Below are 26,521 nucleotides of genomic sequence, written 5' to 3'. Positions count from 1 at the left end.
AATCACCGATTAAGATGGTTTTTAATATTTTAAGCTGTTAGAATGCGCGCCGCGTTGGCAACGAGTGTGCTTGCCAAGCTTAGTTCTTTCACATGCTGTTTTACAAGTTATAGGTAGTTATATGCATCCAATGCTTAATATCGCTGTACGCGCTGCGCGTTCGGCTGGAAACGTGATTGCTCGCTCATTTGAGCAGCAAGATAAAGTAGAAGTTGAATCAAAAGGTATCAATGATTTTGTTACCAATATTGATAAACAAGCAGAACAAGTTATCGTAGACGCAATTCAAAAAGCTTACCCTGATCACAACATCATAGGTGAAGAATGTGGCGTTATTAATGGTAAAGACCAAGACTACCAATGGATCATCGACCCTCTTGATGGCACTACAAACTTTGTAAAAGGCATTCCTCATTTTGCTGTTTCAATCGCATTGAAAGTTAAAGGCAAATTAGATCAAGCTGTTATTTATGACCCGATTCGTGGTGAGCTGTTTACTGCTAGTCGCGGTAAAGGCGCACAACTTAATGGTTTCCGTATTCGTGTTAAAAGTGCTAAAGAACTAAATGGTTCTGTACTAGCAACTGGCTTCCCGTTCAAACATAAGCAGCACACTGACGCTTATTTAAACATGTTCAAGACACTATTTACTAAAACTTCAGATATGCGCAGAGCAGGTTCTGCGGCATTAGACTTAGCCTACTTAGCCGCTGGCCGCGTAGATGGTTTCTTTGAAATAGGTTTAAAACCTTGGGATACAGCTGCTGGTGAATTGCTTGTAGTAGAAGCTGGTGGCCTAGTGACTGACTTTGTTGGTGGTCATAACCATGCTAAATCGGGCAATATTGTTGCTGGTAGCACAAAGGTCCTAAAAGAAATTTTGAAAGACATTCGTCCTTATTTAGGCGATGCTTTAGCTAAATAATAGCTTCTTCAATTAAAGAACATAAAAAAGTAAAGAACATAAAAAAGCCGCTATTTGCGGCTTTTTTTTCACGTCTTAATTTCTACTTTATATCAACTCTCTGAACATCAAAAATAGAGACGATAAGCTAATTGGTATTGGCGCTCAACGAGATCTACAGGCTGCAATTCGTATGATCTTGAAGGACGCTCTGAACGTAGCCAGTTAAATTCCGAAAGTATGAATTGTTTTTTCGATAACTGATAACGATAAGATAAGGTGACACCATTGCCATTCTCATTATTGTTATCACCTATCGTTTCATCTTGGTCGTCAACATTAAAATGCTCAAACCTCATTGCTACGTGATGCGCTAAGCGTTGATATCTCATCATCAAAAACATATTGTCATATTCTGCTTTTACTACATCAATGCCAGTCAATGATTTCATTGCCGTATCACCTTTCATATACTGGCTGATCAGCTCCCATTGCTTAGTCAATTTATATTTCAAGCCAGCATGGATAAAATCGGTCGCCCAGGTATATTGACCATGTTCCACTAACCCTTCTTCAGCCATATTATCGTAGTAACCAAGGTTTAGTTTAAGTTTATTTTCTATCCGCCATGATGTTGCTATATGAGCACCCCAACGGTGATCTATCTCAATAAAAGGGTCTGATTTTGCAGCTTGTTCTGCCAGTAGGTTATCGCGTGCAGGAAAATCTTGAACAACCAGTTTTTCATGTAATAAAGCTTGTCTACTGCCCATTGTCCAGCCATGCCAGGTAAGCATGGTGCCTGCAGTATCATTGTTTTGAAATAGTGATAAATCTGCTGAAAAAGAATGAGAAGATTTAGACGCTTTTCCGAGCTTTTCTATCGAAAAGTTCACGCCCGTATGACGAAGCTCTTCACCGATCCAATTATTCAAGCTGCTTGATGTCAATGTATAGGGAGTGGACCAAGCCGTTGCGACATTTTCCAAACTAATACTTGGATAAAAGACGCCTAACTTTGATTGGAAGCGCCAGCCATTTTGGCTTGGCAAACCTTTATATCGAACAAATGCTTCAGTAATACCAATCTCGTTATTGCCTCGATCTGCAAATGCATTACCTACTATCGTGGCAGAAAAGTTATTTTGCCACTCAAGTTCATATCGAATACCTAATTGGGCGAGCGCAAAACCAGTACCCGTATCAAAACGAAATTTTCCATAATCGCCTTTCAAGTAACTGTATGCGTCGCTAGTGTTGTTCACATGGTAAGCGTGTACATCTAGAATTCCTTTAAGAGACGTTTCCACAGCAAATGTTATAGAACTAAAAAATATTAACGCTCCGCCTACAACAAGCTTAACCATTTAAACCTCGATCTTATTTATATGGTATGGCGTATTTTTCATCCATAAATCCAGTGTTTCCGCAGGCAATGGCTTACTAATAAAATAACCTTGCGCCAATTCACACCCTTGAGCTTTTAACCACTGCAAAGCAGTATCGTCTTCGATCCCTTCTGCTACCACACTTAACCCCAGGTTATGTGCCAATTCTAATGTCGAACGAACGATGATTTGATCGTTTTCATTTGTAGCTAAATGTTGAACAAAAGAGCGGTCAATTTTTAATTCTTGTACTTGTAGCTGTTTTAACTGAGCAAGAGATGAATAGCCTGTGCCGTAATCATCTATTGAGATTTTAAATCCGTGAGCATATAAAAAGCAGAGAATTTCAGTCGCTTTTTCTGGATCAGCCACTACAGCATCTTCAGTAACTTCAAGTGTAATGGCGTTGTCGCGTAGCTGATGCTGCTCTTTTAGCGCAATGACAAAATTAGGATAGTCTTTATCCAAAATGTTTTGAGCAGATATATTAATCGCTATATTGATATCGATACCTTGCTCTAACCAAGAGACATATTGTGCTACCGCAGCTTTTGTAACCCAACGCGTCAATGCATCCATTTGACCCGTTTTTTCTGCAATACTAATAAATGAATCTGGCGGAATTAGGCCCTTTTCTGGATGCTGCCAACGAACAAGCGCTTCGACATGTGAGATAGTCATAGTCTTCAAGCACAACTTAGGCTGATAAAATAATACGAGCTCGTTTTCTTCTATCGCCTGTTTCAGGCTATTAGTTAAAAATAGTCGTTCTAGCGCATTAATATCGAATTGAGGGTCATATACTTGATAAACTTTCTTATTTTTCTTAGCGTGTTGTAAGGCTACGTTACTCTTTTGTAATAACTCTGCACCACTACTTCCTCTATGCAAAGACGAAATAGCAACCCCCATAACAAATTGTAAGTTAAGACTAATATTGTCAAACTCGCATTGAATATTAAGTTCATTAAGTAATTTTTCTGCTATCGGTTGGACTGTTTCTTCATCAGCCATTACCACAAAATTTTCTCGGCCTAAATGGAAGCAAACAACAGGTAATGTTGAATTTTGTAATATATGAGCAACTTGCTTAACAACATCATCACCTACTTTGTAGCCTAATGTGTCGGTTATTTTGTCTGCATCTAAAAAACAAATTTGCAGTACTAAAAAGTCTCGCTTATGTTTCTCGTGTTCATTTAATGCATTAATCAACGCGTTTCGATTTGGCATATGACTAAGGGGATCGTGAAAAGCCTGAAAGCTAATAGTTTCTTCTCGAGAAATAATCGCCTTAGTCATATGGTTAAATTCATCAGATAACTGTTCAAGCTCCGCACTACCATCAACGGTTACATTGCCATCGTAACTCCCTCTTGTAATCGCTTTAACTTGACTCACTAATTGCGTAATTGGTTTTGTAATACTTCTTGCTATTGCAAGTGCGCCCGTAACAGACAGAGCAACAGTAATGACAATTAGCAATGTAAGACGCAACCAATCAACTCCGGCAACTTCAAGAATATCGACTTTAGATTTAAATAGAAGCGCCACCAACTCTTTATCACCCATAGGTCCAAGCGTCGCTTCGTGATAGATATATCGAGCTTCAGTATTTGCTATAATGCCTGAAAATATAGGACTATTATTGGGGTATTGCTGTTCAACGGAGCTTGCGAGAACATTAAAACTCTCTTCATTTTTTATAGCAAAAGCGATGTTTACATCTGTCAGCGTAGCAAGTTCTGAGGCCAGTTCGACGTCAATTAGATAACCAAAACCAATCCACCCAATAATTCGAGCCCCACTTTTAATAGGTGCAAGGCTTAATTGGTACAAGTTTTCGTTAAGCATGACAATTTGTGCGTTTTCGTCTGTAAAAAGGTCGCTATTAATAGCAAAAGTAGAGCCTTGACCTGCCCCTATTTTGACTTTTTCTTGGCCATCATCATTTTGGTATGTGACAAGCTGAGCAAAGACTAAACCATCATTATCAACAGCCATTGCTAAATTACTGTTGATTCGCTTTCTGTGATTATTAAGTGCAACGAGGAAGCTTTTATTGTCTTCATCTAGCACCGATTTAAGTCCATAATCTTTTGCAGCAGTCTCAGCAAATGCCGACAAATAATATCGACGGTTATTGATTTGAGTTTGAAATACATCTATAGCATTGCTGATGCGATTATTGAGCTGCGCCGACTCTAATTTTTCATTGGCACGATACGTTGAAAAAAAAGAGACTAATTGCACAACAAATAGTAAAAAAATAAAGAGTATCAATATTTTACTTTGTAAACTTCGCACTTTGATAAAATTCACAGGGGTTTAATACTCATCTAAAAAGTCAAAATCTTCTTGCCCAACTTGCTCAGGAATAGGCAATAAGTTTTGAGGAAGCGAAATACTAATATTTACATTAGCTTGTGTAACGTTCAAGAGCTGTTTGATACGATTATTAGTAACATCAAGTTGCGGGTGCCATAAAGAAAGTTCGTATTCACCAGTTTCAGGCAAATCAAAGGTTATCTGCCCATCTTCATTGGTCTTGCCAAAGTAAGGTGTATCTACAACCAACACATATCCACTCATCCAATCATGAATGTTACATCCCATAGCAACTTCTTCTGCACTTTGTAGAGGTTGAGTGGTGATCTCGCCACCGGCTTTTATTTTAAATTCGAATCGGTTTTCACCGGAAACCGAGTAAATATGATGAGTTATATCGTCATGATTTACAAAATTGATTGACTGCCCTTTTTGCATAACAGTAATGTACGGTGCGAATTTCTTATCCTGTTGACCGATGTACAAAGGAACATCATTCAAAGGTAAACCATTAATACCCTTAGTTGGACGAATAAAAGAAACAATATCGGTTGCAGGACTACCGCTAGGGGTAACCACGTTTAATGTCAGCTCACTTGCATTAACGCAATAACTCGAGGTTGATAAAAATGTGCCTAAAAGTGCAACACATTTAGTAATAAAGCTAACTCGCTTATTGTTAATACTGATTTCATCAATGTACATTGTTTCTTCAAACTGATTTGTCATTACTGATTAAGTCCACACTAGATAAATAATTAAGTTATCCGTAAATGGCTCCTAGCTACTGTTATCTTAGTAGAAAGGAGAGACCATGAATTAATTACAAATTAATTCACTTTTTAACGCGCACTACTTAATTAATAGTAATTCTTCTTGTCGACCCGATAAGTACCAAACACCGCTTTTGTCAAAAAAGGCGTCTTCTTCAAGCATAATACGAACTTCCTTTTTCCATTCAGGAATCGTAACTGCATTATTTAATTCTATCGAGTATGCCGTATTAATATGCAATGGGTAGTCACCACTACCTTTAACACCATCTTGTTTATCCCACATCCCTAATGTGGTACCAGCCGCATGACCATGGTAACCCAAAGGATGGGTGTAAATGGTTGGTTTTAAGTTTGCGTCAATTGCTTTTTGTCGAGATATTTCAAGCACTTCATTACCCGTTCTACCAACTTTAAACTCTTTGGTAAAAATGTCCTGTAATTGATTGCCCATTGCGAATGCCTTTTTAAGGTATAAGGGAGCATCGCTCTCACCATCTTTTAGCACATAAGCGTGTTGCTGAGTATCAGTATGTAAACGCAAATAACTTAGGCCGAAGTCAACGTGCAACAAATCACCTTGTTGAATAACCTGATTACCATAACCATTAGTAAAACTATTTTCATGATCGAATTTGACAGCGTTACTTCGCTGAAGAGAAACAGATGGATGAAACCAAGTATTCAATTTCAAATTAATCACTTGTTCTCGTAACCACCACACCACGTCATCAGTGGTGGTAACTCCTGGCGTTATAACTTTACTTGAAAAGGCTTCGGCAATAATGCGGTGTGCTTTCGCAACCAATGGTTTATATATCGTGATTTCTTCAGGTATACGCTGTTCTAACCAACTCACTGCCGCGGATTCTGCCGACACTAAACGAGACTTATATTTATCGGGTAAGTGGTGTAAAAATTCCTTTTTATCTGTCGCCACTAAACCATCAGCATGTGCCCAGTGTTTAGATTCATTCAGGCCAATTGTTGACGGTTGGTATTTATCGATAAGAGCCGTTAGGGCACGCCATTGATTAGGTTGCTGCTTTTTATCCCACGACTTAACAAATTGGTTCCCTACTTTATACGGCGCCACTGCATAGGTTTTAATACCCTGTTGTTCATCATTGACTATGACCAATATTGTTCGTCTTCTTGCTGATAGCCAAGTACTTGGAAGTAAGGTTTTAAGCACGGGATCTTCGTTATACTCTCGACTAATTAAGATCCACATATCGAGTTTTGTTTGCTCCATAATACTGGGCATTAAGTGCTCAATGCGTTTTTCCATTATTTGATCAATGAGTATTGCTCGCTCTCTTAAAGGGAGCGGCTGCCAGTCATCAGCTATAGCAGGCAACCCTATACAACAGATAAGTAGGAAATATGAAACATGCTTCATTATTTATAGCCACCGAAAGAGCCAGCAGGGCCAGGAAAAACAACTGGTGACTCAAAACCATCTTTAGATACGCTACTTACACCAAAGAAGTAATTATCAATGACGATATTTTTTAGTTCGAATTCAGAGATATTTCCAACGAACTGACTTTTGGTCCATGTAGCATCTGTAGTCAAACGCCAATGTACACGATAACCCGCTAAGTTTTTAGCCATCTCGCCTTGGGCTTTCTCCCAGCTTAGTGTTGTTGATGGCTTTACGGCCCCAGCAATTTTAACATTTGCAGGTGGTGCAGGTGCCCATGCCATCGAGGCCATTGTCACTGCATTTAACGACGTCAGCTTGGCATTAAAATCAAAATCAACGCCAGCAAGTATGTCGCCATATTCCCGACCGTTTTCGATGCGCAAGTCTTGATGTTGCCTGTCATAATGTTCATTGGTTTCCATAATACGAACCGCAGGGAAACCGACTTCGTTAAACGGTCGGTGGTGACCCCCTCGACCAAAACGATCAAGACGATAAACCATCATGACATCCAAGTTCGGAATATAATCATCGGCAATTTTATCAATATAACGAGCGACATTACGCGACGGCGAATCTACTTCGCCACCCGTAAATCTTCGTTTTCTTGCCTCTTCAGCCGTTTCAACATACCTAACACCTTCAGAGAATACACGAGCGGTTGTATTATTTATGACCCCATTAATTCCTGAAATATTGCCGATCATGTCATTATTAATAACAGCTTCTACTCGCCAATTTTCTTTTTTGGCTATCTCTGCCATTATTTTACCGCCGAATAGCCCTTGCTCTTCTCCTGAAAGAGCTGCATAAACTAAAGTTCCATCAAACTTATGCTTTGATAACACGCGAGCTGCTTCAATAACACCGGCCACACCTGAAGCATTATCGTTGGCACCAGGCGAATCACTGGTGAAATTGAGCGGATCTGAAACCCTTGAATCAATATCACCACTCATTACGATATAACGATTAGGATCTATACTGCCACGCTGGATTGCGACGACATTTACGACTTCAGTTGGATTTGGTATTCGCTTTTCACCTGAAAATGTTTGCTTTTGGTAAACAACTTCCAAACAACCACCACATTGTTTTGAAATTTTTTCAAATTCAGCTTTTATCCAACGCCTAGCGGCTCCAATCCCCTGAGTATCTGACTTTGTTTCTGAAAGCGTGTGTCGCGTTCCAAAGCTTACTAGCTTAGTCACATCAGTTTTGAGCCTATCGGCACTTACTTGTTGCTGGATATCACGTAAAACTGGTTGTTCGCTTGGTGGCACCTGCATAGCAAATACAGATGCAGAGGCTAGCATAGCAATTGGCAATAGCGTTTGAGGGAGTAAATGAATTTTTGGTTTGGCAATCATAGGATTCAAGCTTATTGTTGTTATAAATAGTTGTAGTCTCAAAAAACTACCACAGAGTAATAAATCAACAATAGTTGTTTTAGACCAATTTACCAATTATCAAGGTAGCCAACAGATTTATTCCTATTAGCTATATAAAACCACCTTAAGTTATCAATTCAATTATATAAACTGCTAATATATCGTATTTGCATTACTTCCTAGAAAACAGAGTCTCACATGTCTATTACCTTAAACCCAAATAAACAGCAATTTATGTCTGGTGAAGTTGCACTAGTCGGTGCAGGGCCTGGCGATCCTGACTTACTTACCCTGCAAGCTTATCGGTTTATTGGCCAAGCTCAAGTAGCCATCTACGACCGTTTAGTTAGTGATGAAATTCTTGCACTGCTACCAAGCAATTGTGAAAAAATTTATGTAGGGAAAAAACAAGCCGAACACAAAGTACCACAGCAGGGTATTAATCAAATCATTGTTGAACAAGCGAAATTAGGCAAGAGAGTGCTCAGGCTGAAAGGGGGCGACCCCTTTGTTTTCGGTCGCGGCGGTGAAGAAGCACTTTATGCGCTAAGCCGAGGTGTTGCATGCCACATAGTACCTGGTATGACTGCTGCTTCATCGTGTGCGGCATATGTCGGTATTCCGCTAACTCATCGACAGGTGTCGAGAGCTTGCACGTTAATTACTGGTCATATTCAAGAGAATGGAACGTTAGATTTACCGTGGGAAATTTTAGGTGATAAACAGCAAACAGTTGTGTTTTATATGGGTGTAAAAAACTTAAATATCATCGTAGAACAATTAGCCAATGCTGGCCGCTCCCTAGATACACCAATCGCAATTATTGAACGTGGTACTACACCTTTGCAAAAGCAAGTGAGTGGCACATTAAAAAACGTTGAATGCCTTGTGGCTGAGCATAATATTAAGCCGCCCAGCTTAATTATTATTGGCGATGTAGTAGACACATTCGACCAAGCCGTTGTAGCGAATTTAGGTTACTTGAAGCCAAGCAAATAGCTTGCAACAGGCAGCTATAGACTTGGCAAACGAAAATACTACTTATTCGCTGGTCGACGCCTATTGTTATTGCTGTTATTGCTACTAGGTTTCCCACCGCGCCCTTTGCGTGGCACATTGCCAGACTTATCTGTGCGGTTGCTCTTATTCGACTGATGACGAGGGTTTTTACTTTTCGGCTTATGACCTCGAGCGTTTTCACCTGAACGCTGGCCGTCTTGATGTTCTTTTTGTTTTTTCGGCTTCTTAGGTTTTTTCGCCTTTAAAGGCCTTATTGAACGAGAAGGCTCAAGCGGATTGGCAGGAATAAAACCTTCCACTTCTTTACGCGGAATATGCTGTTGAATTATATACTCGATATCAACTAACTGTTTGTATTCATCTGCACAAACTAAAGAGATAGCCTGGCCATCAACACCCGCGCGGCCAGTTCGGCCAATCCGATGAACATAGTCTTCTTGTACATTTGGCAGATCAAAATTTACCACTATAGGCAATTGGCTGATATCTATACCACGTGCCGCAATATCAGTAGCAACAAGTATATGAATAGTCTTATCTTTAAACTGAGCTAGTGCTTTGGTACGTGCACTTTGGCTTTTATTACCATGAATCGCTGCGGCTTTATGCCCTTCTGCTTCTAAATATCGAGTTAAACGGTTGGCACCATGTTTAGTTCTGGCAAACACCAGTACCTGTTGCCAGCTATTATCAACAATCAATTTGTTAAGTAGGGCGGATTTTTTTCGCTTATCAACTGCAACCAACCAATGTTCTATAGTTGAAGCTGTAGAGTTTTCAGGATTAACCGATATTTCGATGGGTTTATGTACCAAGTCTTTGGCTAATTCGCGAATTTCTGGAGAAAACGTTGCTGAAAACAAAAGGTTCTGACGTTTTTTAGGCAGCAAAGCCAATATTTTCTTGATGTCGCGAATAAAGCCCATATCCAACATGCGATCAGCTTCATCTAATACCAGCATTTCTATTTCATTAAACTTAAGGGCATTTTGTTGGTACAAATCTAATAGACGACCAGGGGTCGCTACTAAAATATCGACGCCTTTTCGTAAACGCATCATTTGTGGGTTTATCTTCACACCACCAAATACTACGTCACTAGAAATATCTAGATGCTGGCTATACACCTCAACACTTTTAGCTACTTGTGCAGCAAGTTCACGTGTTGGCGTTAAAATTAGCGTTTTAATGCAATTGCTAGATGCCCTTTTTTTACTATCGCTCAACTGTTGCAAAATAGGCAAAGTGAAACCAGCAGTCTTACCTGTCCCCGTTTGAGCTGCGGCCATCACGTCTCTACCTTTAAGTACGGCAGGAATTGCTTGTTCTTGTATCGGTGAAGGCGAACTGTATCCTTGTTCTTCGATTGCTTTTAATAGTTGCGGCGCAAGCCCAAGGTCGGAAAATAACATGAATTGCCTTTACAGTTAGACGCTTTTAACAAGCATAGAATATAAAAACGCGGAGTTTACCATAAAGATAAACTCCGCGTTGCTTTGATTACGATATTTAAAAAGAGCTGTCGGCCTTTTTAGTCAAAAAACAGCCGCCATAACCAACTTTTATTTAAATCTGCCTCGCAGCTTTTTAGCTGACTAGAATAACGCTTTGCTCGATTGTCGACCTTTCTAGCGACTTTTACTAACCAAGCTTTCTTTTTATAAGTTTTACGTTTAAAGCCGCCCCAACCTTCGTGGTAATTCAAATATTGATTGTACGCATCCCATTTAGAAATTTTATTGAGCTTTTGCGTTTTGAATATAAACCAGCCCATAAAATCAATCGCGTCTTCAAACTCGTCACGATCAGCCCAAGAGTTACCTGTTTCGCGCACATAATCATCCCACGTCATAGTCTTAGCTTGTGAGTAACCGTACGCACTACTCACTCTGCCCCATGGAATAAAACCTAATAAATAGTCTCTAGGAGGCAATGCATCTGCTCTAAATGAACTTTCCTGATACATCATACTCATTGGCACATGAATTGGTACGCCCCACCGTTCACGGGCATCCTTTGCAGCGAAATACCAGTCACGATGCTCTCGAAATATTTCACAAACATTCTCTGGATTTTTAGGCGGCGGAGTAGCACAGCTAGTTAATAATAGAACAGCAATAATGCTAGAAAAAAATAGCTTTGTTTTACGCATTTATTCATAAGGTATTAACGTGATTGTCGTTATCATGCCAGAGCATTGAAAAAAAATCTCAAATTTTATGAACTTTCTAGGAAGGTGATGCTCTTACTAAACGAGAGACTTTTGTTATATTTTCCCTTTATTTATAGTTCGCGCCTTATTAAGGCGCGTTTTTTTTATCTTTTTTAAATTAATTTGAACTTATTAAGATTTGTTGACTCTTACTTAATGAGAGGCTTACTCCCTTAGTGTTTCATGTTTATATTCTGCGCGTTTTAATAACGCGCTTTTTTTTACCTCAAATTTATTTTTGAATATTTTTTGAACTAAATTAAAACACATGAGTCTGAGTTATTGAGAGACTTATATTTCCCTTAGTGTTTCATGAAATTTATACGCGCTTATGATAAGCGCGTTTTTTTTGCCTGAAAATTACGAAAAGAATTAATCAAAATATTTTTGGAAGGTTTTGATTCACAAAAGGTTTTAAGAAACATTAAATTTTATTGAAATATTATTGAACATTTTTTGAACTATTTAACAAAAGCGCAGTCTTAACTATTGAGAGCAAAACCTCCCTGGACTGCTTTCGTGATTTTAGTAGCGCGTTGCCCTAACGCGCTTTTTTTTGTCTGTAACTTCTGCCGATATATCTTAATGCGCAAAGTAGTTTGCCAAAAAGCTATCAAAATCTAACTCGTCAGCCTGTTCTATCGCTTTTTGATCCTCATGTGATTTCACTGCAGCGTTAGTTAACTGTTCGTAACTAAAGTTTTGATAGTCGATTGAAAGCTGCTCATTACGATATTGCTCGGCCAGTTCTAATGCCAGCTCGGCAAATTTAACATTTTGTTCTACAACCAAAGCGATAATTTTCGCCGACGGCGTTAAGCTACTATTTTTTACTTTTTCAAGTTCAATCGATGTCGCTTGCGTATAATGCTCTGAGTGATACGCTGTGTCTAATAACTGTGCAACTTGTTCAAACTCTGTAAACAATTCGGTTCCCCACTCCACTAGCGACTTACATTGATTGTCATCATTTAGTCTTAATTCAGGATCCCTGCCACGTAATACAACTTCATCCATATTATGTTCATAGCGCTTTTGCAATTCAGCAGTCATGGCTGCGCTTGGCGCTAATGCACAATAAGTAAGAAACACATCCAAGAAACGAACTTGCTGCAAACTAATGCCAGTATCTGAAAAAGGGTTTACATCCAATGCTCTTACTTCAATATATTCTACACCGCGTTCTTTTAATGCTTCAGAAGGCTTTTCGCCTGAGTTTGCCACTCGCTTAGGACGAATAGGTGCATAAAGTTCATTTTCAATTTGCAGTACATTACCGTTAAGCTGTCGATATTGGCCATCAACTTTAACGCCAATATTTTCAAATTCATCTGATACCAGTGATATAGCTTCCTTAACTCCAGTAACGTAACTGTCTAGATCGTTATAACAAATGTTTAAAGATGATTGGGCACTATTCGTATAACCTAAGTCACTCATCCGAAGTGATGTTGCGTACTCTAAGTATAAATAGCCATTTTCTGAACGCTTAAAAGGCAACTGCTGCGGTTTATTTTGTAAAAATGACCCGCAAATAACAGGTGAACTTCCATACAAGTACGGGATCATCCAACATAATCTTTTGTAATTTCTAATCAACGCAAAATAACGTTCAGAAATAAAGGTTTGCAAATCTCTTGTGTCACCGTCTATTTGTTGAATAGTCTTCCAAAATGATTCTGAAAAAGAAAAATTGAAATGAATCCCAGCGATCACTTGCATCATACTGCCATAACGATTTTTTAAACCTTGACGGTAAACCGTTTTCATCTTTCCAATGTTAGAGCTACCGTATTGCGCCAATGGAATCTTGTCATCATCATCAACAAAGCAAGGCATACTTAGCGGCCATAAAAGCTCACCTTCGATATGCTCATAAGTATATCGTTGGATATCCTTTAACTGTGCGAGTGTAGTTTCCGCATCAGCTTCTACGGGCGTAATAAACTCTAATAAGGTTTCAGAGTAATCCGTCGTAATAAATGGATGAGTAAGTGCAGAGCCTAAGTTTTGACGATGTGGCATATCCGACAAACGCCCTTCCTTGACGACACGTAACGCCTCTCTTTCAATACCGCGTTTTATACCTGAAACAGCCGATAAATTTTCTGGAGCTGAAAGGGCTGTCAAATAATCAGTTAAAGTTGTAGTCAAAATAGCTCCGCCGCATAGCGTTTTTTTATGATTTGTTAACTATGTAAGGGTAATGGATGAAAATTCAATGCGCTAGCATTTAATCAGTTAAATAAGTAACAAAAAACTTAGTAGCGATTTTACCAAGACAGTGCCAAAATAGCGGGATTAAGGGCTCTTCCCTGTTTCCATAAATAAAAAGAATAAGATATGCACGATACACCATTAAGCTTACTTCCTCCTCTGGTTGCCATTATCATAGCCATTTGGCGAAAAAATGCCTTAATTGCACTACTCTGTGGTGTGATACTAAGCCATGTCATGGTGGCCAATTGGCAACCTATTGACGGTGCTATGGGAACAATTGCAGGTTTCGCTGACGTTTTTTCGTCGACTGGCAATCTATATATTATTTCATTTAGTTTACTTATTGGAGCCATGGTCAAACTGTTAAGTGAATCTGGTGCAGTAAATGGCTTTATTTTGCATTTAGCAAACCTGAACTTGGTTAAAAGTAAACGGCAGGCCAGCATGTTACCAACAGTTATCGGCACTAGTATATTTACCGATACTAACTTAAGTATGTTCACTGCAGGTATGGCAAGCCAACAACTATTTGACCAACACAGAATTAGCCGCGCAAAGCTAGCCTACTTAATCGATTCAACCTGTGCGCCTGTGAGTATTCTCTTCTTAATTAACGGCTGGGGCGCCTACGTTCTAGGATTACTTGATGGCTTTTCGTTTGACGACCCTGTTGGTGTGCTTATCGGCACTGTCACCTATAATTTTTATGCAATAGTTGCGGTGGCTTTAGCTTATTACACGGCATATTCTGGCAAGGTGTTTGGTCCAATGGCTAACGCTGAAAGCAAAGTCGAACTGAGCAACCAAGACACAGATAATAAACTCGGGCCTGCTAGAGTTATGTGGATACCATTAATTTCATTACTTGCGATTACTTTGTCACTTTTATTTATCACAGGTGATGGCGATATGAGACGCGGCTCTGGCTCATTCTCAGTATTCTTGGCAATCGTTACCGCGACTGCTTTAGTTATTACCATGATTAGCTATTATCGGTTATTGACCGTAAAGGAAATTGCCAAAACATTTGTTAATGGTCTAGGTTATATGGCACCAGCAGTGATTATTTTGGTACTTTCGTTTGCCTTTGGTGACGCTATTAAAGCGTTAGGTACAGGGGCTTATGTCAGTGAATTAATGAATATTCAAGTACCGCTATTTCTTATTGCCCCGATTATATTTATCGTAGCAGCCATTATGGCATTTGCTACCGGTACCTCCTGGGGTACATTTGCTATATTGGTGCCGATAGCAGTACCAATTGCACTAGAAACTGGCTTACCAATATCATTTTTAGTTGCTGCAGTGTTAGGTGGTGGCGTGTTTGGTGATCATGCATCGCCTATTTCAGATACCACGGTTGTCGCTTCTATCGCGAGTGGCTGCGATCATTATGAACACGTTAAAACTCAGTTACCTTATGCGCTTATAGGGGCAATTATTACTCTTGTGCTCTATATATTTATTGGCTTAAGTTTCTAATGAATGATTGCTTTGAGTTGATTGATAAACAAGAAGAGTTTTTAATTATCAACAAATACGCCAATGTTAACTTCCATGATGAAGGGAACATTGGTAGTGGCCTATTTTCAAAAATAAAAGAAGAGTTAAGTATAACCGATTTATATCCCGTTCATCGGCTCGACAAATTGACGTCGGGCCTTATGATTTTTGCAAGAACGGCAGAATCAGCTAAGCTATTTCAGCAGTTATTCAGTCATCATCAAGTAGAAAAATATTACATCGCAATTAGCGATTGTAAGCCTAAAAAAAAGCAAGGATTAATCAAAGGCGACATGACTAAAAGTCGACGTGGCATGTGGAAGCTGTTAAGAAGTCAAAACAACCCTGCGATCACACAATTTCATTCATATAGTTTAGCGCCAAGTATCCGAGGTTTTCTCTTAAAACCGCATAGTGGAAAAACTCATCAAATTAGAGTTGCTTTAGCAAGTATAGGTGCTCCCATCTTAGGCGATGAGTTGTACGGTAAGTCAAAAAGTGATCGAGGTTATTTACATGCCTACGCATTACGCTTTACATTAAATGATAGATTATTTGACTACAGTTTAGCTCCTAATCAAGGTGCCCGATTCACTGACGAACTATGCCAACACTGGCTAAGTTCTATAACAAAACCATGGCAGCACCCTTGGCCTAAAATCTAGTGAATTATTGCTACGCCAACATTAAAAAGCCAGTCATTAGACTGGCTTTTTAATTCTTAATTTATAGTCAGTTGGTTATAAAAGGCTGTGAATAAACACGGCTGCAATAGCTACTGGACAAACAACCTTGATGTACCAAGGCCAAATTTTCCAGAATAAACTAGATTCTGCTTCTTCATACCCAAGCTTAATTTCTTCCAACAAACTGTTACGTTGCCAAATCCAACCAGCAAAAACACAACACAACATAGCGATAATAGGCTGGCCGTATTCTGTTGCTAACGTCGCAACGAAATCCAACATAAAACTAATGTTAAAAATAATAACAAAGCTAATTGCCAAGATACCGATTCCTGTCCAAGTAGTCGCGGTTTTACGCTCTATTTCATGACGTTCAACCAAATATGAAACAGGACCTTCTAACATAGAAATAGAAGATGTTAATGCCGCAACTGACATTAATACGAAAAAGGCTAAACCAACAAACAAGCCTAATGTTCCCATGCCTTCGAATAGACTTGGTAACACTGTAAATACCAATGCAGGGCCAGCAATTAAACTACCATCATCAGCAAATATTTGTACACCTTGTGCTTGAGCTACGTACATAGATGGAATGATTAGTAAGCCCGCTAAAAAGGCGATAGATACGTCGATTAGCGTCACCTGCGCCCCAATCGTTACCATATTTTCTTGTTTAGAAATATATGAGCCGTAAATCACCATTACAGAAGTACCTAGTGACAAAGAAAAGAATGCTTGCCCAAGTGCACTTAATAACAAGTCAGGCTCTAATACTCGACTAATATCAGGGTTTAGATAGGCATTAAGACCTTGTGCAGCACCTTCGAGCGTCATTACATAAACAATAAGTAAGATTAGCAAGCCAATCATCATTGGCATTAAGCGTTTAGACCATTTTTCAATGCCGTTTTCAACGCCACTTCGAATAATAAAAACCGTCAATAACATGAAGATTGAAGTAAACAACACATTTCGACCTACTGTGCTGCCAACGACCCATTCAGCAACATTTTCTGCGCCCATGAAGAGTGCGATTGGCTCAACTGCGAATGACATCATCCAGCCAGCTAAAATGCCATAAAAACTTAAAATAAGTGCGGCACAAATAATGCCGCCGAAACCAACAACAAAAGCAAAGCGTTTTTGAAATATGCTACGTGACATTTTTTGCATTGAGGTCACGGCATTCGCTTGACCATAGCGACCGATTAGAATTTCAGCCATAAATGCAGGGTAAGCTAGACAAAACGCTAGCACTAAATAAACTAAAACAAACGCTGCGCCACCATTGCTAGCCGTTTGCGTAGGAAAGCCCCATATATTTCCTAGACCTACGGCAGAACCTGCCGCAGCCATTATAAAGCCTATGCGCGAGCTAAACTCGCCTCTTGAAACACCCATGAATTTTCAACTTTTATTATTATATAAACGCCATAATTTACTTAATGTCTTATGATAAAGACAAGCACTTTACGGTGAGTAATGTATGAATTTAATTGGCATGAACTGTAAACTATTAATTACTTTAATAATTACAGCTAGATAGAAAAAACGAGCCCAAGGCTCGTTTTATCGGTTACCAGCTTAATCGCGAAAATTATTAAATTGGAAAGGCTGTTCAAATTCAGCTTCCCTTACCAGCTGCATTACAGACTGCAAATCGTCACGTTTTTTACCTGTTACACGAACTTGCTCGCCTTGTATTGCCGCTTGAACTTTTGCTTTACTGTCTTTAATGAGTTTCACGACTTTCTTAGCAACATCTTTTTCAATCCCTTCTTGGAAAGTAACTCGCTGCATGCAATTTTTACCCGAAAACTCTGGGTCAGAGATTTGCATAGATCTTGGGTCGATCTTTCGCTTAACCAATTGATTTCTTAATATATCGACCATTTGCTTAACTTGAAAATCACCTTCAGCTTTTACTGAAACTGCCGGGGACTTCCACTCGAAGCTTGCTTCAACACCGCGAAAATCAAATCGAGTACTCAATTCGCGCGTTGAATTTTCTACCGCGTTACGTACTTCTTCTAAATTTATTTCTGAAACAATATCAAATGAAGGCATGGCTTTCTCTCATAAAAATTTCCAGCCATATTATCAAAATATTCCTTTAATTCTAGTGAAACCAGCGTTTTTTATTTTGGGCTTCATGCTATTATCCAGGCTCTAAATATAAATACTGGCAGACCTTTGAAAAACCTTCACCATATTCTCTTTTTCTCAATGTTGATAATTTTTGTATTGGCTTTATCTATTTCTCCAGAAATTAGAGATACCATATTTAAAAACACACAAGTTGATACTATTGGCCATTGCATTGGCTTTTTTATTCTCACCTGGATACTTAGCAGTTTTGTTAAATTATCCATGACACCGCTAGTATTCGCTTTAATAATATATGCAGGGCTTAGTGAAGTTGGTCAGTACTACTTAGGCTTTAGAAATGGCGAAGTAAAAGATTTTGTCGCCGACATAGTAGGTATTCTATTGTTTGCTTTATTGAAGTCGGTTTGGATTGTGTATGGGAAAAAGCCAACACAGCTATGAATAACATGCCAATTCCCCTTCAAGTCGTTGTAGTTGGCCAAGGTGCTATTGGCTCTCTGTGGAGTTATTACCTAAATAAATCTCCACATATCAAATTATCGCTATTAAAAACCACAAAAACCTCTACTGCACAGTCACAGCAATTAACGTTCACTAACGCAAATGGATTAAGTTATAGCTATCGTTGTAACCTCGCTCTAGAAAGCGATATCGTTAGTGCCGATTTAATTTTAGTTTGTTTAAAATCAATACATATCGTCGAACAACTCAGAAAATTAAGTACGTTAATTTCAAAAAATACGGCAATTGTCCTTTGTCATAATGGAATGGGTATCATTAATAGGCTGGATAGTACTTTAGATAAAAAAAATATTTTTACTTTGCTAACTACCCACGGTAGTTACCGTACAACAAAACAACATGCTATTCATACTGGAATAGGTCACTGCGATATCGGCTCTAGTAACTCCATACTTAGTAACCCACCACCTTGGTTTAAAACGCTAAATCAAGCGTTTCCTAAGCTTTACTGGCACGAAGATATAGTTGAAAAACAATGGTTCAAGTTGGCGATAAATTGTGTAATAAACCCAATAACAGCGATTAATAACATACAAAATGGTGATGTTATAAATCAAAAGTATCAACCTTTGATTAAAGAAATTGCCAGCGAAGTATCTGAAGTTGCAAAAAAAGAAAATATTAAACTCTCTGCAAAAGACATCATAGACACAGCATTAAAGGTAGCGAAAAGTACCCAGCTGAATAGCTCTTCTATGCTTTCCGACATTCTGGCAAACCGCGAGACCGAAGTAGATAATATAAACGGCTATATTGCTAAGCTAGCTCAGCAACATAACCTTAATGCACCTGTAAATCAGCATTTAACAACGAAAGTTAAGGCATTAATTAAATAGCAGCTTCGTCTTCTTCGCCCGTTCGAATTCGAATAACACGTTCAACATCAGTAACGAATATCTTTCCATCACCAATTTTTCCCGTATGTGCAGATTCAATAATAGACTCAACACATCGCTCTGCATCTTCTTTCGCAACAACAATTTCAACTTTTACCTTAGGCAAAAAATCCACCATGTATTCGGCGCCGCGGTATAGTTCAGTGTGCCCTTTTTGACGTCCAAAACCTTTAACTTCTTGTACCGTCATACCTGTAATGCCCAACTCACCAAGAGCTTCTCTTACATCGTCTAACTTAAAGGGTTTAATAATCGCTTCAATTTTTTTCATCAGCAATTCCTATATGCTTATACTTTAAATCAATTACCCATTCATTCTAAAAGGAAAATACATAAAGCTAAATGCTTTATATCAGCTATATGTGAATTTTTTTCATTTATAAATCGTCTCCCCTTTCCCTAGTCCTTTTTGGTACACTACGAACAATTTAATGCCAGAGTAAAATAGGAAAACAAATGGATCAGCAAGCAATCATTGATGAGATGAAAGTATTGCCGGAAATAGATGTAGAATTTGAAGTTAAAAGGCGTGTCGAATTCATAAAAAAACAACTAAAAGGTTCTTCATTAAAGCACTTAGTACTTGGCATTAGCGGCGGTGTAGATTCATCAACTTGTGGTCGTTTGGCTCAACTTGCTGTTAACGAATTAAATAGCGAGCACAATACCAATGAGTATCAATTTATCGCGGTAAGATTGCCCTATGGTATCCAAGCAGATGAAGAAGACGCACAACAAGCGCTATCTTTTATCAAACCAAGCCATATTGTCACTACCAATGTAAAACCAGGTGTTGATGGTGTCCATCAAGAGACATTAACTGCACTTGATAATGCTAAATTACTACATGCAGATGAACATCGTATCGATTTTTCTAAAGGTAATGTAAAAGCTCGTGCTCGCATGGTGTCACAGTACCATATTGCAGGAATATTAGGCGGCCTAGTGATTGGCACAGATCATTCAGCGGAAAACATTACCGGCTTTTTCACAAAATGGGGCGATGGGGCATGTGATCTTGTACCTTTATTTGGATTATCAAAGCGCCAAGTTCGACAGTTAGCTAAACATTTAGGAGCACCTGCTATTCTAGTTGAAAAAGCGCCTACTGCCGATTTAGAGGATTTGGACCCCGGCAAGAAAGATGAAGATGCACTTGGCTTAAGTTACGATCAGCTCGATGATTTTCTCGAAGGTAAAGAAGTGCCTGACCATGTTAAAAATTCTATCATCGATATTTACACTAGAACACAGCATAAGCGTTTAACTATTCCTACTATCTACGATTAGTTTTACTACTATTTTGCAAAATATTTTATTAGCTACTATATATAAGACAAAAGGAATTTTGTTTAGTAGCTAATAAAGGATTTATTATGCGAAATAGTCAAGGATTGACACTACTAGAGCTGATGGTTTCACTGAGCATAGTCAGTGCTCTATTAATATTTGCCCTGCCAAGTTATCAAGACTTCATTATCAAAATGCGAGTCGACAACGAAATTCATCAACTACAACGTTTACTGCTAGTTACGCGTAATAACGCAATAAATTCCGGCAGCAATACCATTCTTTGCCCGTTGGAGGGCGGCACCATTTGTAATGGGGATTGGAATAGCGAGTTAAGTATTTTCATCGATCTAAACGATAATCAGCAATTCGATAGTATTAGTGAGCGGCTTATTCTTACCAAAGAAGGTATTTCACATGGTGATAAACTCTTATACGCAAAATTTAGAGATAAAGTCACTTATGCGCCGACAGGTAACTTAAGTGGTTTAAGTAATGGAACATTTCGTTATTGCCCAACTAATAAATATGAGCTTGCTCGTGGAATTATTCTCGCCATTTCCGGTAGGTTTTATTTATCGACAGATAGCAACTTAGACGGAATAGAAGAAAATAGATCAGGTAAGCCACTTGACTGTGAATAAAAATCGTACAAAACACAATATCTGCTAGCTACCAATAATTGATAATGTTATAAATAAAGGACGAATGGATTTTTTGCACAGGTAAGTAGTATGGCTAATCATCTTTCCTCCCGGTTCCAATATTATTTGAATAAAGGATTTACCTTAATCGAACTAATGGTGGGCATAGCTATTGTTGCTATAGTCATCACTATTGGCGTACCTGCGTTAAATGATTTCAACACCCAAATGAGGGTAGATAATCAAATATCTGAAGTTAATAGATTATTACTAACAGCACGAAACGCTGCGATTAATACTGAAAGTAATGTAACTGTCTGCCCTCTCAAGGCTGATAATACCTGTGGGAATGATTGGACAGGTCAAATATCAGTTTTTACCAATACCGCTGCAAATACTGCATATGACGCGGTAAACGAACGATTAATAACAGTAAAAGATGCTGTTAGAGATGGCGACAAATTGACCTTTGCCGCAACAAATATAGTTTATGGCGCAACAGGTCAAATGATAAGTGCCACATCAGGGTTGATTGGCTTTTGCCCCTCAGAGGGGGCGGACTTAAATCGTGGGCTCGTGATAACTGCATCAGGACGCGTAGCGACCACTTCAGATACGGATAATGATGGTAAAGATGAAACAAGAGCAGGTGACGAAGTTTCTTGTTCATAAAAGCATTTTAATTTAGTAGACCTAGTTTAAATAAAAAAGGCCAATTGCATTAAACAATTGGCCTTTTTTTTAGACAGAAGAAAACTATTTAGGTGTAGCCTCGTCAACTTTTTTAGCTAATGCGCTTTTAAATTCACCACTCGACAAAACACATTCATGTACTTTATAAATCTGTTGTTTTCTAGAATGCCCTGGTACAAATATTTTATTATTTACCAGTTTATTAGCTAATTTACCTATTTGTTTAGATTTTACCACGGCGCCAGTAATTGTTTGCGAACCGCCATATAAGTCGACAAAGCATTTCACCGATACTTTGTCACTATCTATATTTTTTGCTGCAAATGACGATAAACTCGTCATAGTTAGTATAATTCCAACAATATTCAACGTTTGCTTTAACATATTAATTCTCCCAGCAGTCAGTACTAGTTGCAGTTTTCTCACCAGTATCGGTCACAAATAGCTTTTTACAACTTGCATCATTAGCAGCTTGAGAATTTTGAGCCGTAGCAGTTAAAGTAAATGCATTGCCACCATCACTAATTGTAGCGCTAATAGAGTAGTTCTTATTTTCCGTAATGAATGGGCTTTTATCCAACCCTAACTCCGTCATGTCGGTTGTATAAGTTCTATTATCCAAATAATATTGCTCTTCTAAATTTGCTATTCTCAGTAATTCTCGCTGCCCTTCAGAACGGTTTGAACGAGCAACGCTATCGGTATAAGCAGGATAAGCAACCGCTGCTAAAATGCCGACTATTGCAACAGCAATCAACAGCTCTATTAACGTAAAGCCCTTAGTTAATTTTTTTGAAACCTTCATTACTGATCCTCAGTGGTATACATATAGGTGCGCATAGTTTTTAAGCTAAAGCCTACTGGCATAATTTTTCGGCCAACAATTATATTGCCTTTAGCATCATCATCAGTATCTGCATCACCATCATCGGTTACAATCAATGTTGGTGCACCTAAGAATTGCTCACTAATATAAGCAATTCTGTCGCTGCGATTATCAGCATCTTCTGCGGCCCAATTATAGATTTTAGTACCTAGCGCTAAATCCACAGCATAAAGCCAACCACTACCACTTGGTACAACACATACATTATCAACATTAGACAAGTCTGGCGGAGTAAACGATGTGAAATAAGCTACACCATTAATTGCTAGTGCTGAAGCAGTTCCTTTTTCGCCAGACTGAGTTAAATCGATATACCAACCAGATTTCTTGCTTACGGCAAGAGAAAGCGCATCTAATTCAGCCTGCTCCGATGCTGACAATGGCGGTGTATAACCACCAAAAGGGTCATCGGTATAGTCATATAAGCCTGATAATGTTATTGCTGTCGGTTTAAATGGCTCTTCACTATCAGAAAATGTATCCGTTGTTATATTTTCATCCTTGATCATAAACAACTTATCATTAGTGTCTGTGCCTAACGGGTTGGTTCTATCACCCGAGCTAATCAATAATGCGTCATATGGTTGTTCTTGCTGCTCATATTGCTTTTTATCGTTTCCAAACTCATCTTTATAGGTCGTTTCAATGGTTTCAGAAATAAAAGTTCTAACAATAGATGGCTCATAGAAAAATCTTCTATCATCAGCATTTGTTGTGCCACCAAGTTCAGCTAATTTAAAAACTGAAATATCATCTGTTTTTTCAGATGGCATATCAACACGCCAAACATCACCACCCGTATCACCAAAATACAAACGGTCTGTTAAGCCGTCAGCATTGCTATCAAGAGAACCTATTGATGAAGGTATACTATCGGTGCCAGTAAACGTTGTTGTGGCACTAGATGGTGCTAAGCTCCAAACCAGCGTTCCTGTTTCAGCATCAACCATATAAACAGCTCGACCAAGTGAATCGTCTGTACCGACACTTTTAGAGTCTTTATTGGTATCGTAACCACCACCAAATAATAGCGTCGGTTTAGCGCTGCCACCGGATAAATTTAATTCGCTATAAATAACTTTTGGCTTAGACCAAGATTGACCAAGCTCGCCAAAACCTGAAGTACTAGAGTCAATTTTCCACATTAGTTTAGGAGAAGAAGGTGAAGAAATATCAATGGCATAATATGATGTTCCGCCTCTTCGCAAACCAAAGAATATCCATGCACGATCGCCAGAACCTATAGTGCCATCTCCCGCCTTGTCATCTAAGAATGCAGTTATTTGACCATCTATGCCGTATAGTTTGCTACCACCACTAGCATTATTTCTTAGCGGTGCAATTAATTCAAAAAACTCATTCGGCATAAATGCCCAGTTTTCGTCTACTGTATTGCCTTTATCTTGGAACATATGAAGCGCACCGCCATTTGTTCCTATCACTATTCGAACATCCTGATTATTTTCATCTGAACCACCATAGTTCACGACTAGCGGTTTAGAATGTAGAGGGTCGGCAAATATATCACCGCGCTTATCGGTTACTGAATCATCATTATCTTCATCATCAACGTCTGTACCAATTGCCCAATTGATGTAGTCGGCTAAATCATCTTCGTTAACACCTAATGCAGTGGCAGCCTCTGTTTTTCCCCCATAGAAACTTTCAATATTGGTTTGATTAAATGTCTCAAAACTACTTGAAGCACCAGTATCAGAATAAAGAGTTCGATTACTTTTAGCTTCAAGCATTTCAGCTACACCACCTTCTGCAACCTTGTTACCGTCTACAGTTGAAGACCAATAGCTTTTTACTGTTTTGGAAAAGTGTCCTGAATCTTCATCTATCGCAGCTTTACCATTACTTCCATATTGTTTCTCATTAGCTACTTTGTATTTTTTAAGGTTTCCCTGCCAACGCGGCCCTGATTGAGGAGTGAACATCGCATAGTAAACAGAATTTAGTGTTTGCGTACGGTCAAAGTTATTAGCTGCAACGGAGGCTGAGGTTAACGTTTGGTTGGTAATAGGTAATTTTCTTAAGTCTTCTAACAAAGCGTTAGTAAGGTCTAATCCTGATTCAGCAAAATAGAATGATCCGCCACCTAATTCAGCCGTTTCTTCTAATAGCCCTGCTGCTGCTGCTGCGCCTGTACTAAAACCAACAGTTGAAATCGAGACTCTCTGTATGCCATCAATATTAGGGTTAACATCACGAGTATTCATCCACTCAGCTAGCGCTGGCATATAACTGCCGCTTCCATCGTCATTGTACGCTGAACCACTAAAGGTATGAGTCTCCATAATCGGATTACCATCACCATCATATTGAAGTTCACCACCTACTTCTTTGTGCTCTATGCTTGTTAATGCTTTAATTTTCGTATCAGCACCATGATCATTAGTAGGCTCACCGTCAGTAATTAAAATAACGTGAACTAAATCTGAACAACCACCGAACGGAGTATTATAAACACTTGACGTTGCAGCGGCGGCGTCCATTGGAGGTTCGTTTGCTTTATAACTCCCCCCTTGGTTTTTATCATCATCACCAAAGTCAACCGAATCACCAGCAAAATAACGAGAGGCTTCAAAAAGTGATTCGCAAAGAGGTGTCCATGTAGAAGTCGTTAACTTGTTATTGACAATATCGAGCAAAGTAGCTTTATTGTCGAGATCCATCTCATTGATGGCTGCGACAATTCGACCACCATTAGAGTCATTTGCACCATCACCTTTATTATAATTAAAGATCTCAATACCAAAATCAACGTTCGGGGTACCATTAATTACACTAGTGATACTCTGCTGAGCAGTTTCTAAACGAGTTTCACTTTTATTGGGAATATCATCATTATGATACCAACGTAAATAATTGTCGGTATATAAGGTCACTAATGCGCCTGACCAATCAACACTAGCTTCAGATTCAGCTTTTGTACCAAAGTAAGTAGGATCCTTCTTGTCACTACTACCGTCTACAGGATAACCTTGATGTTTGGTACCTTGGCTATCAAAAGTTGTCCCCGTATTGGGATCAAGTCCTTTATTTATCGACGAGTCTATTGCCGGCACTATCGGATTTCCATCATTATCAGTAAAGGTTTCTGGTATAAGCTTTACGTCATCTTGACAGTCTACAATTTCAACATTAGCGCCATTATTATCTGGAATTTCAGCCCAGGTGCCTGTATTACCCTTTTGGGTATATTCGCGAATTTGTCCGGTATAAAAACCTTGAGTTTCGAGTAAATGCCTTGCCGTAGCACAATTATTGATATCATCTAAAAATCGACGCGCTTCACTAGGGCTATCTGGTACAGGAACACTAGCTGCATCTACGCCACCTTTAGTAAAATAAATAAACTTATCTGAAAAAGATGTCAGCCCTTTAACGGGATCATAAGTAGTACTAGAATCGTAACCTTCCTTAACGTCATGAAGCGTTCCCATACTGCCGGAATTATCAAAAATAATTAGAACTTTTTTAGAGCCTGCGGCTGTTGTAATCGACTCACTTATATACAATTCAGTATCATCACTGACTGCGTATGTTGTCATAAACGTCAACAAACTGGTTAAAATCAATTTTCTCATAATCTTCCCCTAAACAACTCGACAGCTA

The 26,521-nt window shown here is 38.8% G+C and carries 23 protein-coding genes; 9 read left to right on the top strand and 14 right to left on the bottom strand.

All coding sequences use genetic code 11. From position 1 onward, the window contains the following. The first annotated feature begins 121 nt into the window (after positions 1 to 121). Positions 122 to 925 (top strand): inositol-1-monophosphatase, encoded by an 804-nt coding sequence (suhB, locus tag HII17_RS05235; RefSeq protein WP_169074312.1) that lies wholly within the window; start codon positions 122 to 124, stop codon positions 923 to 925. Positions 926 to 1,032: 107 nt separating this feature from the next. On the opposite strand, the gene HII17_RS05230 is transcribed toward suhB, so the two are convergent. From HII17_RS05230 to HII17_RS05210, 5 genes are all read right to left on the bottom strand, one after another. Continuing rightward, on the bottom strand, positions 1,033 to 2,271 hold the full coding sequence (locus HII17_RS05230) for an outer membrane beta-barrel protein (protein ID WP_169074311.1): 1,239 nt from the start codon (positions 2,269 to 2,271) through the stop codon (positions 1,033 to 1,035). Further along, positions 2,272 to 4,545, bottom strand: a complete 2,274-nt coding sequence (locus tag HII17_RS05225) for a bifunctional diguanylate cyclase/phosphodiesterase (RefSeq protein ID WP_169074310.1) — start codon at positions 4,543 to 4,545, stop codon at positions 2,272 to 2,274. Between the two features lie 75 nt (positions 4,546 to 4,620). Continuing rightward, entirely contained in the window at positions 4,621 to 5,349 is a 729-nt protein-coding gene (locus HII17_RS05220) for a cupredoxin domain-containing protein (protein ID WP_169074309.1), read from the bottom strand. A gap of 123 nt (positions 5,350 to 5,472) precedes the next feature. Further along, positions 5,473 to 6,795, bottom strand: coding sequence for a M24 family metallopeptidase (locus tag HII17_RS05215; RefSeq protein ID WP_169074308.1), 1,323 nt, complete (start codon positions 6,793 to 6,795; stop codon positions 5,473 to 5,475). Beyond that, a complete protein-coding gene (locus HII17_RS05210) occupies positions 6,795 to 8,192 on the bottom strand; it encodes a M28 family peptidase (RefSeq protein ID WP_169074307.1) in 1,398 nt (465 codons plus the stop codon). Before HII17_RS05210 ends, HII17_RS05215 begins: the two co-directional genes overlap by 1 nt. A 219-nt stretch (positions 8,193 to 8,411) precedes the next feature. Between HII17_RS05210 and cobA the strand changes: the two genes are divergently transcribed. Then, on the top strand, positions 8,412 to 9,212 hold the full coding sequence (cobA, locus tag HII17_RS05205) for a uroporphyrinogen-III C-methyltransferase (protein WP_169074306.1): 801 nt from the start codon (positions 8,412 to 8,414) through the stop codon (positions 9,210 to 9,212). A gap of 38 nt (positions 9,213 to 9,250) precedes the next feature. Here the strand turns inward: cobA and HII17_RS05200 are convergent, their stop codons facing one another. The 3 genes from HII17_RS05200 to gshA all read right to left on the bottom strand — a co-directional run bounded on the left by HII17_RS05200 (position 9,251) and on the right by gshA (position 13,599). Further along, positions 9,251 to 10,645: a DEAD/DEAH box helicase gene (locus HII17_RS05200; RefSeq protein WP_169074305.1), complete on the bottom strand. Its 1,395-nt coding sequence runs from the start codon at positions 10,643 to 10,645 to the stop codon at positions 9,251 to 9,253. Positions 10,646 to 10,764: 119 nt separating this feature from the next. After that, a complete protein-coding gene (locus tag HII17_RS05195) occupies positions 10,765 to 11,385 on the bottom strand; it encodes a transglycosylase SLT domain-containing protein (protein WP_169074304.1) in 621 nt (206 codons plus the stop codon). Positions 11,386 to 12,027: 642 nt separating this feature from the next. Beyond that, on the bottom strand, positions 12,028 to 13,599 hold the full coding sequence (gshA, locus tag HII17_RS05190; protein WP_169074303.1) for a glutamate--cysteine ligase: 1,572 nt from the start codon (positions 13,597 to 13,599) through the stop codon (positions 12,028 to 12,030). 189 nt (positions 13,600 to 13,788) lie between these two features. On the opposite strand from gshA, the gene HII17_RS05185 reads away from it, so the two are divergent. Further along, the gene (locus HII17_RS05185) at positions 13,789 to 15,147 is read left to right on the top strand and encodes a Na+/H+ antiporter NhaC family protein (protein ID WP_169074302.1); all 1,359 of its coding nucleotides are present in this window, start codon (positions 13,789 to 13,791) and stop codon (positions 15,145 to 15,147) included. Continuing rightward, complete coding sequence (locus HII17_RS05180; RefSeq protein ID WP_169074301.1) at positions 15,147 to 15,833, top strand: TIGR01621 family pseudouridine synthase; 687 nt, start codon at positions 15,147 to 15,149, stop codon at positions 15,831 to 15,833. The genes HII17_RS05185 and HII17_RS05180 overlap by 1 nt, the downstream gene beginning before the upstream one ends. Positions 15,834 to 15,908: 75 nt before the next feature. Here the strand turns inward: HII17_RS05180 and HII17_RS05175 are convergent, their stop codons facing one another. Continuing rightward, entirely contained in the window at positions 15,909 to 17,258 is a 1,350-nt protein-coding gene (locus tag HII17_RS05175) for a sodium-dependent transporter (RefSeq protein ID WP_169074300.1), read from the bottom strand. A 183-nt stretch (positions 17,259 to 17,441) separates the two neighbouring features. Then, the gene (locus tag HII17_RS05170) at positions 17,442 to 17,924 is read right to left on the bottom strand and encodes a YajQ family cyclic di-GMP-binding protein (RefSeq protein WP_169074299.1); all 483 of its coding nucleotides are present in this window, start codon (positions 17,922 to 17,924) and stop codon (positions 17,442 to 17,444) included. Positions 17,925 to 18,050: 126 nt separating this feature from the next. Between HII17_RS05170 and HII17_RS05165 the strand changes: the two genes are divergently transcribed. Beyond that, the gene (locus HII17_RS05165) at positions 18,051 to 18,407 is read left to right on the top strand and encodes a VanZ family protein (protein WP_169074298.1); all 357 of its coding nucleotides are present in this window, start codon (positions 18,051 to 18,053) and stop codon (positions 18,405 to 18,407) included. Further along, entirely contained in the window at positions 18,404 to 19,324 is a 921-nt protein-coding gene (locus tag HII17_RS05160) for a ketopantoate reductase family protein (protein ID WP_169074297.1), read from the top strand. Before HII17_RS05165 ends, HII17_RS05160 begins: the two co-directional genes overlap by 4 nt. Here HII17_RS05160 and glnB read toward each other — a convergent pair. Beyond that, entirely contained in the window at positions 19,317 to 19,655 is a 339-nt protein-coding gene (glnB, locus tag HII17_RS05155; RefSeq protein ID WP_169074296.1) for a nitrogen regulatory protein P-II, read from the bottom strand. The two genes, HII17_RS05160 and glnB, sit on opposite strands and share 8 nt — an antisense overlap. 185 nt (positions 19,656 to 19,840) lie before the next feature. Here glnB and nadE point away from each other — a divergent pair, with 185 nt between their 5' ends. From nadE to HII17_RS05140, 3 genes are all read left to right on the top strand, one after another. Next, positions 19,841 to 20,674: an ammonia-dependent NAD(+) synthetase gene (gene nadE / locus HII17_RS05150; RefSeq protein ID WP_169074295.1), complete on the top strand. Its 834-nt coding sequence runs from the start codon at positions 19,841 to 19,843 to the stop codon at positions 20,672 to 20,674. An 86-nt stretch (positions 20,675 to 20,760) separates the two neighbouring features. Then, entirely contained in the window at positions 20,761 to 21,318 is a 558-nt protein-coding gene (locus HII17_RS05145; RefSeq protein WP_169074294.1) for a GspH/FimT family pseudopilin, read from the top strand. A gap of 90 nt (positions 21,319 to 21,408) precedes the next feature. Beyond that, positions 21,409 to 21,990 (top strand): GspH/FimT family pseudopilin, encoded by a 582-nt coding sequence (locus tag HII17_RS05140; protein WP_169074923.1) that lies wholly within the window; start codon positions 21,409 to 21,411, stop codon positions 21,988 to 21,990. A gap of 84 nt (positions 21,991 to 22,074) precedes the next feature. Here HII17_RS05140 and HII17_RS05135 read toward each other — a convergent pair whose 3' ends face one another. From HII17_RS05135 to HII17_RS05125, 3 genes are read right to left on the bottom strand one after another with little or no spacing between them, the layout of a single operon-like run. Then, entirely contained in the window at positions 22,075 to 22,395 is a 321-nt protein-coding gene (locus HII17_RS05135; protein WP_169074293.1) for a TapY2 family type IVa secretion system protein, read from the bottom strand. A gap of 1 nt (position 22,396) precedes the next feature. Then, complete coding sequence (locus HII17_RS05130) at positions 22,397 to 22,816, bottom strand: type IV pilin protein (RefSeq protein ID WP_169074292.1); 420 nt, start codon at positions 22,814 to 22,816, stop codon at positions 22,397 to 22,399. After that, positions 22,816 to 26,493, bottom strand: coding sequence for a pilus assembly protein (locus tag HII17_RS05125; RefSeq protein WP_169074291.1), 3,678 nt, complete (start codon positions 26,491 to 26,493; stop codon positions 22,816 to 22,818). Before HII17_RS05125 ends, HII17_RS05130 begins: the two co-directional genes overlap by 1 nt. Between the last annotated feature and the right edge of the window lie 28 nt (positions 26,494 to 26,521).

It is taken from the genome of Thalassotalea algicola (assembly GCF_012932965.1).
GTDB lineage: Bacteria > Pseudomonadota > Gammaproteobacteria > Enterobacterales > Alteromonadaceae > Thalassotalea_F > Thalassotalea_F algicola.
This window is presented reverse-complemented; position numbering and strand designations above follow the sequence as displayed.